The organism is Mesorhizobium sp. M2A.F.Ca.ET.042.01.1.1, from assembly GCF_003997405.1.
Lineage (GTDB): Bacteria > Pseudomonadota > Alphaproteobacteria > Rhizobiales > Rhizobiaceae > Mesorhizobium.
Genome location: NZ_RZRX01000191.1, coordinates 1 through 12,889, shown reverse-complemented (window position 1 = coordinate 12,889; position 12,889 = coordinate 1). Strand labels below are relative to the sequence as shown.

General features: G+C 64.3%; 11 protein-coding genes. 2 read left to right on the top strand and 9 right to left on the bottom strand.

Going from position 1 to position 12,889, the window contains the following annotated elements:
* The 5 genes from EOA23_RS24465 to EOA23_RS24450 all read right to left on the bottom strand — a co-directional run.
* On the bottom strand, positions 1-2,664 hold a 2,664-nt coding region (locus EOA23_RS24465), incomplete at its 3' end, for an autotransporter-associated beta strand repeat-containing protein (RefSeq protein WP_245474333.1).
* A complete protein-coding gene (locus tag EOA23_RS36585; RefSeq protein WP_245474332.1) occupies positions 2,661-3,734 on the bottom strand; it encodes a hypothetical protein in 1,074 nt (357 codons plus the stop codon). The genes EOA23_RS36585 and EOA23_RS24465, both read right to left, overlap by 4 nt.
* Positions 3,735-4,204: 470 nt before the next feature.
* Complete coding sequence (locus EOA23_RS24460) at positions 4,205-4,711, bottom strand: hypothetical protein (protein ID WP_189341690.1); 507 nt, start codon at positions 4,709-4,711, stop codon at positions 4,205-4,207.
* Between the two features lie 534 nt (positions 4,712-5,245).
* Positions 5,246-6,556, bottom strand: coding sequence for a hemolysin family protein (locus EOA23_RS24455; protein ID WP_127306041.1), 1,311 nt, complete (start codon positions 6,554-6,556; stop codon positions 5,246-5,248).
* A gap of 75 nt (positions 6,557-6,631) precedes the next feature.
* A complete protein-coding gene (locus tag EOA23_RS24450; RefSeq protein WP_127306040.1) occupies positions 6,632-7,546 on the bottom strand; it encodes a LysR family transcriptional regulator in 915 nt (304 codons plus the stop codon).
* 124 nt (positions 7,547-7,670) lie between these two features.
* Here EOA23_RS24450 and EOA23_RS36580 point away from each other — a divergent pair, with 124 nt between their 5' ends.
* Together EOA23_RS36580 and EOA23_RS36575 are read left to right on the top strand one after the other, a co-directional pair.
* Complete coding sequence (locus EOA23_RS36580; protein ID WP_245474331.1) at positions 7,671-8,273, top strand: alcohol dehydrogenase catalytic domain-containing protein; 603 nt, start codon at positions 7,671-7,673, stop codon at positions 8,271-8,273.
* On the top strand, positions 8,234-8,692 hold the full coding sequence (locus EOA23_RS36575) for a zinc-binding dehydrogenase (protein ID WP_245474330.1): 459 nt from the start codon (positions 8,234-8,236) through the stop codon (positions 8,690-8,692). The genes EOA23_RS36580 and EOA23_RS36575 overlap by 40 nt, the downstream gene beginning before the upstream one ends.
* Before the next feature lie 15 nt (positions 8,693-8,707).
* Here EOA23_RS36575 and EOA23_RS24440 read toward each other — a convergent pair whose 3' ends face one another.
* The 4 genes from EOA23_RS24440 to EOA23_RS24425 all read right to left on the bottom strand — a co-directional run bounded on the left by EOA23_RS24440 (position 8,708) and on the right by EOA23_RS24425 (position 12,553).
* Positions 8,708-9,415 carry an LssY C-terminal domain-containing protein gene (locus EOA23_RS24440; protein WP_127306039.1) on the bottom strand — a complete coding sequence of 236 codons (708 nt, stop codon included), beginning with the start codon at positions 9,413-9,415 and terminating at the stop codon, positions 8,708-8,710.
* 622 nt (positions 9,416-10,037) lie between these two features.
* Positions 10,038-10,865: an extensin family protein gene (locus EOA23_RS24435; protein ID WP_127306038.1), complete on the bottom strand. Its 828-nt coding sequence runs from the start codon at positions 10,863-10,865 to the stop codon at positions 10,038-10,040.
* 137 nt (positions 10,866-11,002) lie between these two features.
* Positions 11,003-12,028, bottom strand: coding sequence for an extensin family protein (locus EOA23_RS24430; protein WP_245474329.1), 1,026 nt, complete (start codon positions 12,026-12,028; stop codon positions 11,003-11,005).
* 99 nt (positions 12,029-12,127) lie between these two features.
* On the bottom strand, positions 12,128-12,553 hold the full coding sequence (locus tag EOA23_RS24425; protein ID WP_127306036.1) for a DUF3775 domain-containing protein: 426 nt from the start codon (positions 12,551-12,553) through the stop codon (positions 12,128-12,130).
* Positions 12,554-12,889 lie beyond the last annotated feature (336 nt).

Genomic DNA, 12,889 nt, shown 5'->3' with positions numbered 1-12,889 from the left:
GACGGGATTGAGCAGCGCCGAGCGCAGATACCAGTCGCCGTCGGCCGGCGTGCTGACGCCGTTCTGGTAGAGCCGGTAGGCATAGGCGCCGGCCACCACAGCCTGGTCGCCCTGGAAGACATAGTCGCCCTGCAGGTTGAAGGTGCCGGCGGAGACGCCGCCGACATTGACGATCTTGATGCCGTCGACGGTCTGCGCGCCGCCGCCGCCAAGGCCGATCACCTTGATGTTGGCGGTTCCCGATGTGTTGCCGGTGATGATGAGCTTGTCGGTGGAAGAAGCATCGCCGTCGAGGATCGCTTCGATCTCGACCGTGCCGCCGGCGCCAACGAAATTGCCCTGGACGGTCAACTGGCCGATCGAGTTGCCGGGCGCGATGACGCCGCCGGCCTGAAGCGTCGTCGACCCCACCGTGCCGTTGCCGCCGAGGGCGCCGCCACTCAGAACAGTTACCGCGGAGTTGGCGAGGGAGCCGTTGACCGAGAGCTTGCCGGCCCCGATCGTGGTGGCGCCGCTCAGCGTGTTGGTGCCGGTGAGGTTGAGATTGCCGCTCCCCAACTTGGCCAGCGTGCCGGTGCCGGTGATGATGGCGGAGAAGGTGGCATCGGCCGGCTGGTCGAAGACCAAAGCCGCGTTATCAACGATATCGCCGGTGCCGAAGCTCGTTGCCTGGCCGATCAGCGTGCCGGTCGAGATCGTCGTGCCGCCGCTGTAGGTGTTCGTGCCGGAGAGCACGAGCGTGCCGGTATCGGTCTTCACCAGGCCGCCGGTTCCGGCGATCTGCGCGGCGATGGTCGCCGTCACGCCGGCGTCGGTCCTGATCGTCGTGGCGGCGGTGTTGGTGGTGAGCGTGTCGCCGGCGATCACATAGCCGTTGGTCATGAACTGCATGCCGGTGAAGCCGACCGTGCCGGCGGAATCATCGACCGTGACGGTGCCGGCCTGACCGGCGAACACCGCGAAATCCTGGCCCCACTTGCCGTTGATCGCGCCGTCGGCTTCCGTCCAGTTGCGGTTCGTCGCATCCCACACGCCGTCACCGCCGTCGATCACGCCGTTATCATGCAGCCCCGTATTGCCGCCGTCCCAGAAGCCCAGCGTCACGCCGGCGCTGGAGATCAGGTTCACCTCACCGGCGATGCTGGTCTGGATGAAGAGATCGCTCGCGGAGACGGGCGTGGTCCCGAACTCAAGTCCGTTGTCAGTCAACGAGCCGCCGTAATTCATGAGCCGGTAGACGCCGGGACCGAAGCCGCCGACATCGGTGATGTTCAGCGTGCCGTCGAGGGTGAGATCACCGTTGACCACGATCAGGTCGTTGACGCCGCTGCCGACCGTCCCGGGAGTGCCGAGCTCGTAGTCGAGATTCGCGCCTGCGTTGAGCGTCAGCGAACCGACCGTGAGTGTGCCGGGGCTGTCGCCCGGCGCGATTGTGCCATCCACCGTCACCGGCCCCGCGATGGTTCCCACCCCCGACAGCGTGCCGGAGCCGCCGACGCTGACCGCTGTATTGCCGAGCGAGCCATCGACACGCAACCTGCCTGCATCGACCGTGGTCGCGCCGGTGTAGGTGTTCGTGCCCGAGAGCGTGAGCGTGCCGGTGCCGAGCTTGGTAAGAGAGCCGCCGGTGCCCGAGATCGAGCCGGAGAACGCGGTGCTGGCGTCGCCGCCGATCGTCAGCTTCCTGTCGCCGAGAGCGACATTGCCGGCGCCCGACAACGATCCGATCGTCTCGTCGTCGCTGTCTATGCCCGTGATGCTAGAGGAGATGGAGGGGCGCGCTAACGACAGCGTGGCGCCGGCCGCCACCGTCACGGCCGAAGCGTCGGGAATGGAGTCGATGCCCGAACCGACCGCGTAGAGCGTGCCGCCCAGGATTTGTGTCGCGCCCTGATAGCTGTTGTTGCCGGCCAGCACCTGGCGATAGGCGCCGTTCTTGACGAAGCCGCCGGTTCCGGTGATGCCGCCGTAGAACAGCGCGGTCGTGTTGGCGAAATTCGTGCTGGTCGTGAGGTCGCCGACAAGCTCCACCGTGCCGGCATCTCCCGAGAGCGTGCCGATGGTCTCGTTGTCGAGGACGCGGAACACGCCGGCCTGGGCAATCACGGCAGACTGGTCGCCGATGGCGTTGCCGCCCTCGGCCTCGAGGGTCCCGCCCAGGATTCGCGTGCCGCCGATATAGCTGTTGTTGCCCGACAAGGTCAGCGTGCCGGCGCCGGTCTTGGTGAGAAGGCCGCTGCCGCTGATGGTGCCCGTCAAGCCAAGGTCGGCATCGGTCTGGAACGTGCCGTTGTCGGTCAGGGCGACATTGCGGCTGCTGGTGAAGGCGGAGGTCGTCTGCAGCGTGGCGCCATTGAAGGTCAGGCCGCCGGAAGCAGCGCCGAGATTGGTGTCGGCGGAAACCGAAAGCACGCCATTGGAGATCGTGGTTCCGCCGGTATAGGTGTTGGCGCCGGTGAGGATGGTGGTGCCGGTGCCGATCTGGTTCACCGCGCCGCTGCCGGAGATGATCCCGCCATAGGTGTAGGTGTCGGAGCGGTCGAAGGCCAAGGTGGCGTTATTGGTGACGTCGCCGAGAATGCTGCCTGTCGTGCCGCCATTGCCGAGCTGCAGCGTGCCTTGCGAGATCGTCCAGTTTGTGGTGACGGTCCCGGTGCCGGTCAGGGCCCAGGTGCTGGTGCCGGTCTTCTCGAAGGCATCGAAGTTCTGGTACTGCGCGGTCGCGCCGATCGTCGAGACATCGAAGCTGGCGTTCGTCGTGCCGCCGAGGCGCAGGACGTCGTCGGTGGCCAAGGCACTGGCGACGACGTTGCCGTGATCTGCGACCCGGCATGGAGCTCCAGGATGGAATCACTCGTCGCGTTCTGGCCGAACAGAATGGCGGTGGCGGAGCCGGTGCCTGCGCGGATCGTGCCGTCGTTGATGACGGTAAGGTCCCACGTGGAGGTGTCGAAAGCGATTGCCGCCGCGCCGTTCCCGCCTTCCAGGGTGCCGAAATTCTCGACCGTCGAGAGAGTTCCGCGACCAAGAACCGCGGCATTGCCAGTGCCGGTGACAACCGAGCCGCCGCGGACAGTACCGAAATTGGTGAAAGTCGAGGGCGCGGTGGCGATGCCCCTGATGAAAACGCCAGCGCCGCCCGAGCCTGTCACCTGGCCATTGCCGCCCTGAATGATGCCACTGGCGTTGTTGATGACCGTTCCGCCATTGAAGAGATTTACGCCGGACCCTGTATTTCCGGCGCCGCTGCTCACCCCGGCGCCACCGCTGACCGTGCCATTATTGACGAAGGTTACGACATTGGTAATGGAGACGCCGAGGCCGCCACGGCCAATTGTCGATGCGGCGCCGCCGGTGATCGACCCGCTGTTGACGAGCTGCGCCGTGGTGCCGCCTACCGTCGTCACGCCGCTGTTGAAGACAAGGCCGCTACCAGCTGGTGTGCTGGTACCAACCTGATTGCCGCCGGCGAGTGTGCCCGAAATGGTCACCGTGCCGCTGGTGAAGGCTCCGCCGGTGAAGGTGACGCTGCCCAGGTTCGTGCCGACCCCGGTGCCCGACAAGGTAAAGCCCTGCGTGTCGATCGACAGCGATTTGGTCGGCGTCGGCAACGTGTTTGGAGCCAGCACACTGATATTCTGCGTCATCACGATCGATGAGCTGGGATCTCCGTCGGCATTCGCCGCATTGATGGCGTTGCGTAGTTCTGTCTCGTTGCTGACCTGATAGATCACGGCCGAGGCCGTGCCTGGAAGCAGGCAGGCGATCGCCGCGCCGCTCGCGCCGGCAAGGAGCATCCTGTTTCGAATACGCCGAAGCGCGCCGCCGCTCGTCTTCATTGATCTGCCGCTCGTAATCCGTTGCCCGTCACGCCGGATCGCCCGCACGGCGCACCGACCAAATCGCCAAGAGGTTAACTTGGCGTTTGATTCCTGTCGCGAAGTTGAATTGTCGATTATTGATTTATCGAGAACCGTTACTTAAAAGCAACATTAGCTGTTTGGAATATAATCAGTATAAATATAAGCTTTAACTTGAATGCGTGGATAGCGAAGGCGGCCGCCGCCAGCGAGAGAGGTTCCGCTCAGCGCATGACCGGCCGACCTGTCGGGCAGGCGGGTGGCGATCAACTTGTCGATGCTGCCGCATTTGCGCGGCACCGGCCCGCGACGTTTGACGATCCGACCGCCCAAGGTACCGAGACTCAAACGCCGGCAATCGCAAGGAGCCAGGCCAGTATGTCGAGCAACAGGAAAAGCAGCGCAATCTGCAATGCCAGCCGCAACCGCTGGATAATCCGCCAGTTGCCGGCCATGTCGTTCTTGATGCGCAGGGCAAGCGGACGATACATGGCCGACATCTTCGCCGGCCTGTCGCCGTCCACGTACTGATGGAGCAGTTCTTCCGGATCGAAGCGGAACATGTATTTGTGGAAAGGCAAAAGCAAAAAGACGATGAGCCCGCCGATGGCGAACAGCAGGGCCACCGCGACCCAATCCCAAAGCCCAAGGCCGTCGGAAAGAGCCCTGCCGCCGAGCAACGAGTTTGCAAATGCCGTGGCAAAGATAAGGCTGCCGGCACGCGTATTCATGTTCTCGACAACGTTCTGCTGATGATCGAGACCTCTCACCGCTTCCCTATAGATGAAGGCGAGACGAGGATTGTCGTCAGAAGTTCCGTCGCTTTCTTCCTTGCCGGGGCGTTCGGCCATAACGGATGCTCTCTGCCGCTTCAGGATGTGCCAGCTTAACCGAAATCCTTGACAGTAAAAACTTAGAGCGGCTCACCGTTTCACGGAAATGGCGAAACGCCCTATCCTTTGTTTTTACGCAATTCCGGACGGAAAAGCCGCTTGCACTTGAAAGGTTGCCGTTTGTCTTGGCGTAAGATTTTCCGTTCATTTGCGTGAAATCAGCGCAAACGCCGTGGATTGGCTGAAGCCGCCCCAACCTCGTCATTCTATGGCGGAGCAAGGAGCGAAGCGACGCGGCGCAGACCATAGAATCCATGCCGTGACTTGGAAGCGCCGCCACGGTGCAAAATTCTGCTCCGTTGCACGCCTTGGCGAAGGTAACGGCATGGATTCCAGGGTCTACGCGACGGAGCTTCGCTCCTGCTCCGCCCTGGAATGACGATCGCGAAGGGCGTTTCGGCCAATCTCCAAGGCATGCTACCTGCCAACGCAAACAGAGCCGACCGGTCAAAATCGTGCCACTAGCTGCGGACGGTCCGGAACCGGTCGGGATCAGCGGGCCACCGGGCGATGCCCGTCGGGCAGGCGGGTGGCGATCAGCTTGTCGATGCGGCGGCCGTCGAGGTCGACCACCTCGAAGCGCCAGCCTTGCGCGTCGACGCACTCGCCGGTCGTCGGCAGATGGTGGAGATGCGAAAGCACATAGCCGGCGACGGTCTCGTAGTCGCGGTTCTCGGGCAGGTCGATGCCCAGCACCTCGGCCATCTCGTCGGCCTGCATGTAACCCGCGAGCAGCCACGAGCCGTCTTCGCGCTTGACGGCGTTCTCCTCCTCGCCTGCCTCGAGGTCGGAGCGGAACACGCCGGTGATGGCTTCGAGGATGTCGGCCGGCGTGACAATGCCTTCGAAATGGCCGTATTCGTCGTGGACCAGCGCCATCGGCACGTCCGATTCCCTGAGCTTCTGGAGCACGTCGAGCGCGTCGGCCTGGTCGTGCACGATGGGGGCGTCGCGCACATGCTGGCGCGGATCCAATACCCTGCCGGCGAGCAGGGCGGCCAGTACGTCGCGCGTCTGGATGACACCGATCATGGCGTCGACATTGCCGTCGCCGACCGGCAATCGCGAGTGCTGCGTTTCCATCAAGAGCTTTCGGGTCACCGTCTCGTCGGATTGCAGGTTGAGCCAGTCGACCTCCGTGCGCGGCGTCATCACGGCGCGCACGGCGCGGTCGCCGAGCCGCATGACGCCGGCGATCATGCGGCGCTCGTCGGATTCGATGGTGCCGTGATGCTCGGCCTCGGCGACCAGCATCTTGATCTCCTCGTCGGTGACCTTCTCTTCCGCCTCGCCGGCCTGGCCGAGCAGCCACAGCACGGCGCGGCCGGAGAGGTCGAGCAGGAAGACGAGCGGCGCCGAGACGGTGGCGAGGATCGTCATTGCCGGCGCGGCCCTGACCGCGACGCGTTCCGGGTCCTTAAGCGCGATCTGCTTCGGCACCAGCTCGCCGACGATCAACGAGGCATAGGTGATCAGAGCGACGACGATGCCGACGCCGACAGGGTCGGCGATGGTTTCGCGGATGCCGGTCGACGCCAGATATTGCGCCAGCCTTTCGCCGAGCGTCGCGCCCGAGAAGGCGCCTGAGAGGACGCCGACCAGGGTGATGCCGATCTGCACCGAGGACAGGAACTTGCCGGGATTGGACCCCAGCGCCAGCGCGCGGCCGGCGCCCTTGACGTTGCGGTCGATCATCGCCTTGAGGCGGGCTGGCCGCGACGAGACGATGGCAAGCTCCGACATCGACAAAAGGCCGTTCACCAAGATGAGGACGGCAACGACGGCGATTTCAACGTAAAGCATGGGCGGTCAATAGCATTGCTGCAGTGCATTCGAAAATAGCCTGCCGGTATTTTTGGAAGATGACAGGCGCAATGTTCAGGCGGCATCCCAAGCTGGCGCCGCGAAATGCCCGACAAGCGCGTCGATGACCACGCGAACCTTCGGCGTCAGCGCGCGGGTGAGGGGCCACACGGCATGGACGACGAGGCGCTCCACCAGACAATCGGACAGGACCATCTCGAGCGCGCCGCGCCTCAGGCTCTGGCCGGCAAGCCAGGTCGGCAGGAAGGCGATGCCGCAGCCGGCGAGCGCAGCGTCCAGCATCGGCTCGCCGTGGCCCAGCACAAGCCGCGCCTTGGGCACGAAGGTCGTGAGACGGCCAGCGCCGTCGCGGATGGCCAAGGGGCGAACGACACCTTCGCGCCCATAGCCGATGACGCTGTGCCGGGCGAGGTCCTCGATGGATTGCGGCCGGCCATGCCGCTCGAGATAGGCTGGGGACGCGCAGATCGCCGAGCGCTGGGCATAGATGCGGCGTGCCGCGAGCGACGATGAATCGTCGAGGTCGCCCATGCGCACGGCCAGGTCGATACCTTCCTCGATCAGGTCGACGCGTCGGTCGTTGAAGGAGATCTCGATCATCAGGTCCGGGAACCGATTGGAGATGTCGAACAGCACCGGCGCGACGCAGCGTCGGCCGAAGGCGAGCGGCACGTCGACCCGAAGCTTGCCCGACGGCACCTGCCGGCGCGAGGCGAGCAACGCTTGCCCGGCCTCGATCTCGGCAAGCGCCCGCGCGCAGGATTCGTAGTAGCTCATGCCTTCGCTGGTCGGGCTGAGGCTGCGCGTGGTGCGGTTGAGGAGGCGCACACCCAGCCGCTGCTCCAGTTGCGCGACCGACTTGCCGATCGCCGACTTCGTCACATGCAGCCGCTCGCCGGCGCCGGTGAAGCTGCCGGCTTCGACGGTGTTGACGAATGCGACGACGCCCTGGAGGTCAGCTGGGTCCATATCGAATTCCCTATTGTAGATTTCAGCTCTTCAATCCGTTGCCGAATATCCCGCATCGGAGCACTATTTTCCATAGTCGGATCGCATAAATCTCTCGCGCACCATCAACCAAGGAGCGCAACGCATGGGCACCGACAGCAACAGATCCTGGCAGATGAGCGGGTTCGGCCTTTCGAATCTGCGACCGGTGAAAGGCGAGATCCCCGATCCAGGCCCGCACGAGCTTCTGGTGCGGACGAAGGCCGTCTCGCTGAATTACAAGGACAAGATGATCGTGGACGGCGTGCTCATCCCCGACCTGTCCTTGCCATTCGTGCCGACCTCGGATGCCGTCGGCGAGGTCGTGGCGGTCGGCGGCGCGGTGAGCCGCTTCAAGGTCGGACAGCGGGTGCTGGGACAGGTGATCGCCGACTGGCCGGACGGCGGCGCGCCGGCCGTGCTCCACCAGCATACGCTGGGCTCCTCGCTTCCAGGCATGCTGTCCCAGCATGTCGTCTTCGGCGAGGACGCCGCGGTGCCGGCGCCGGTCTCGCTGAGCGATGTCGAGGCCGCAACGCTGCCGATCGCGGCGCTGACCGCCTGGTTCGCGATGGCGGAGGCGACAAGATCGGTGCCGGGCCAGACCATCCTTGTCCAGGGCACGGGCGGCGTGTCGCTGTTTGCGCTGCAATTCGCCGCCGCCTCGGCTTGCGCGCCATCGTCACGTCGAGCAGCGACGAGAAGCTGAAGCGCGCCAAGGATCTCGGCGCGTGGCGGACGATCAACTACCGTACCCAGCCGGCATGGGACGAGGCGGCTCGCGCCATGACAGACGGGCTTGGCGTGAACCATGTGCTGGAAATGGTCGGCGGCGACAATGCGCGCCGGTCGCTCAACGCCCTTGCCGCCGACGGTCGGCTGTCCGTCATCGGCGTGCTCGGCGCGATGGAGATCAGCTTTCCGGTCGTTCCGTTCATGCGCAACCGCATCGTGGTCCAAGGCATTTCCATTGGCCATCGACGCGCCTTCGAGCGCATGAACCAGGCGATCGAGGCGCTCGGCATCAAGCCCGTCATCGACAAGGTCTACGGCTTCGACGAGGTGCCCCAAGCGCTCCAGCATCTGGAAAAGGGACCGTTCGGCAAGATCGTGATCACCACGAGCTGAGGGCGCGTGGCAAGGTCACTGCAGCGTCTTCAACACGCCGACCACGGCCATGCCGTCGGTGAAATAGGGATCGCCGCCGCCGTTGCGTCCCGTCCTGGTGGCGCCGATTCCCGGTATCTCGCTGGTTGAGGTAAGCAGACCGGCGGCCTTCAGGTCGCCGATCAGGAAGTCGCGCTCGGCGTCGATGTCTGGACCGATGTGGTGAGTGATGGCGCCGGTGTCGTGGCTGAGGCCGACGCCGCGATCGAAGCTCGCGGCGCCCAGCCAAAGCGGGCGACCGTCGTCGCCGACCGCGTCCGTTAGCCAGAAACGGACATGATGGCGCCTGTCGGCGCTGTCGCCGACCGGTTTCTCGAAGGCCAGGTCTTGGGCGCGGCCCTCGAACAACAGGCGGCTCATCGGCGCATCGGGGTAGGGGCGGGAAAACAGCACACTTTCACCGATATCGATCGCGGTCCTGAGCGTGACGGCATCGGCCGTATCCCAACCCGCGACCGCGAAGGCGTGGACCACCTCCTTCTCGGTGCCGACAAGGCCGACATTGATCGGATCGCCGGGAATGCCCTGCGGCGTATGCGTCACCATCTTGAAGGGGCGGGTGCGAAAACCGCGCTCCCGCCAGGTCCAGAATTCCGGCGCGGCGACATAGGCGAGCGCCAGATAGAAGGCGCAAATAGCCGCAAGCCAGATCGCCGTCCGCCGCCTCAGGCTTCGCTTACCCACGACCAACCGCTCCCAAATCCTTGCGCGACCATTTTATGCGGTGTTGGCCGTTTTGGGGCAAAGGTTCTTGGGGCCAGTGTATTGTCGGTGTGGGATTTTCATGGCCACCACGCGGCCGTCATTCTATGGCGGAGCAAGGAGCGAAGCGACGCGCGCAGACCATAGAATCCATGCCGTGACGTTGCGTCAGGATAAGGCGGTGCAAAACGGAACTCGTTTTGAACCGCTGCAACGCTCACAGGTAACGGAATGGATCCTCGGGTCTGCGCGCGTCGCTTCGCTCCTTGCTCCGCCCGTGGATGACGACTTGATCAGCGTTTCAGCCAATCTCGAAGGTTGGTGAATGCCTTGCCCCCCAAAAAAGCAACTCGCGCTTTTGGCGATTAGCCGAAGTGCCCGAACTTCGTCATCCACGGGCGGAGCGACGCGCAGCGGCGCGTAGACCCGAGGATCCATTCCGTGACGTGGCGCGAGGGATAAAGGGGTGCAGAACAGGGGCCGTTCTAGACCGCCGCAACGCTCATGCGTCACAGAATGGACCTTGGGTCCACGCGATACGCTTTGCCTCCCTCTCCGCCCTAGGATGACGAAGGTGAGATGGGCGTCAATTTCCAACTTCAAGTCAGCGGCAGGCGCGGTAGCCGCTTTTGCGGTTCTTGATGTCGAAATGGAAATGGTTGCGGTGGTCGTAATTGTAGCCGGGCCCAAGCACCGTGGTGAAATATTCGCAGCCGTCGGCGCGCACATTGTTGAGAAAGCCGCGGGTACGGAACGCGAACAGACCGGGCTTGCGCACGTCGATGTCGTTCCCATTGTTGAGCTCGATGCTCATGACGTCGAGGGCGTTGCCCTTGCCGTGCTCGGACAACACGCCTTCGCCGGCGATGTTGCGGCAGGAATAGCTGGAGCCCTGGTGGATCGCCTTGACGCCGGAGAAATAGCGCCAGCGGGCGGCCGGCTGCAGCTCGTTCTTCGTCCAGGCGGCGAAGGTGGCGGCCATGTTGCAGGTCAGTGTCGCCGCCGGCTTCATGGCGACGCTGCCGATCGCGGAGACTCTTACGGGGAAATCGATGCCGCACTGGCCTTCATGGATCGGCTGGACGTCCTGATAGACGACGCCCATCCGCTTCAGCTCGTTGCGGCAGTCGATCTCGCTGGCCGGCATCTGCTCGAGAGGCGACATCGGCTCGTCCATGCGCGGATAGGCGGCCTGGGTCATGTAGGGGTTGGACGGAACAAGGCGCTGCATGCCGGAATATTGCGGCGCGTCGGGCTGTGGCACGGCCGCCGTCTGGCTGCCGACATCGACGGCGGGCTGCAGCGCAAAGACGTCGCCCGTGGTACAGGCCGATATCGTCGCGATGGCGCCGGCGGCCAGCCCGACAATCGCGATCCGCGCGCACTTGTTTCGTTGCGCCGCCACCAGCACAGCGCCAAGCCTTCGAGCCATTGAAAGGCGTCCTTGTCCCCGAATGGCACAAGGTTAGCCCTCAACAGTAAAGGAAAGATCAGCGCCGGCATTCACGCCTGGGGCGGAAATGCGGCGCTGTTCTTGCCGGGGACGCGACCGAACTTCCGGAATTGTGCCTATTGGCAGAAGGTGCCGCCGTGACGTCGCGGTTCCAGGTCGAGATGAAAATGCAGCGCGTGGTCGGGATCGGCGCCAGGCCCGAGCACCGTCTTGAACGGTCCGCAGGCAGCCTTGCGCACCGCGTCGAGGAACTTCGCATCTTTTTCCGGAGGCGCCGGACCGACCTCGATTGTGCTTCCGTTCGATAAGGTGAAGCTCGCAATATCGAGCGCGTTGCCGAAGGCGTGTTCCGACAGTTTGCGGGTGCCGTTGCGCGGGCGACAGACAAAGGCCGAGGCCTGGTTGACCGCCTTCAAATCGGCGCCGAGTTCGGCCTTTGCCGTGGGCTGGACGACATCGGCCATGAAGCGCGCCGCTGCCTCGGCCATCGGGCAGTTGAGCTCGGTGCCGGGACTGACGCCGATGGACTTGCCGAGCGTCTTCAAAATTATCGGATAGGGGATCGAGCAGCCGATTTGCGCGTCGTGCTCGGCCTTGTGCTCTTCGAACTCGACGCCAAGCGTCCTTAGCCGCTCTCGGCACGCAGTTTCCTCCGCCGGCATCTTGTCGGCCGGCACATCGGCCGAGCGGGGATCGGGAAGCATCTTTTCCTCGCCGGCATCGGCCGGCTTTTCCGGCGGGTGCGGCGCGGTTTCCGGCGGCTCCGGCTCCAGTTCGGCGGGTTTTTCGGTCGGCGTGGGGACAATCTCCGGCGTTTGCGGTTCGGGCTCCGCCCGCGGCGCGGATTGAGCGCCCTTCGAACGCGGCGGATGGGCGTCCCATTTCGGATGCGACTTCTCCTGGTTGAGGAAGTCGTCGTTGCTATCGAGGCGGCTTTTGCCTTGCCCGGATTTCTCGGCGCGGTTTTCCATATCCTGAGGACGTGCCCCTGGCGCCGGTGTCGTTTGCGGCGTCTCCGGTACCGGAGCGGCGCTCTCGCTGGCCGGCGGCAAATGTCTCTTGTGGCGGTGATGATGCTTGGCGGCCGTGGCCGGCGTTATCAGCAGGGCTGCCGCCGCCAAAGGCAACGCCAATCTGCACATTCCGGAAATGCTCAGCGTTGCCATCGCCCCGAAACGGCAATCGCGTCGCGAAGTTGCCTGCACCGCCGGCCTTGCCGATCACAATCGGTTACCGGCGCGTTACGCGCCTATGGCTTCAAGGCCTTCCTCCAGCCAGTCGGCCAACATCGGCAAGCCGAGCAGGTATTTGGCCGTGCGCTTCCTTGGGCGCTCCCTGGCGGCAGCCACCGCGTCAGCCCATTCGGATGCGTCATAGTCGCCGCGCCCGACCCAGGCGAGCGCGATCAACTCGGCCGCTTCGTCGATGTTGAGATCGTTGATCAGCTCGCGGAATTCTTCCTCGGTGAGGTTTTCCGAGGCCTCCTCGACAAGGCCGTCATGGTGATGGCCGGCATGCGCGTCGCCGTCGAACTCGACCTCGTGCTCGGCGCCATCGTCATAATCCTCGTTGACGGCGGCGCTCAGCGCCTTGGCCTTGAGGATGAACAGGCGCACCGTATCCGGGTCGATCGAAAGCTCCCATTCCTTTTCGAGGCGCTGCTGCACGGTCCTTCTCCACGTGATGCGCGTGGCCCGATGATAGCGGATTTGCAGCGCGCGTCACGTCCGGAGGCAAGCCTCTCTTTCGGGCCGTCCAAAATAGTTCGGCCGATGACGGCTTTTCGGGATGAAAGCGGATCGGGCCGGCGTTAGTCTGCCATTGTCACGCTCACGGAGGCATCGATGCGCAGACGATTGCTTGTTCAAGTCATGGCTATTGCGGCGCTGCCGCTGTTCGTCGCGCCGGCTTTTGCGGCCGGTGAAGGTGGCGGAAGCGCCGGCGGCAGCGGTGGCCAGACGACCACCACCTGCAAGAAGGGCGAGGTCTGGGACAAGAAGCTG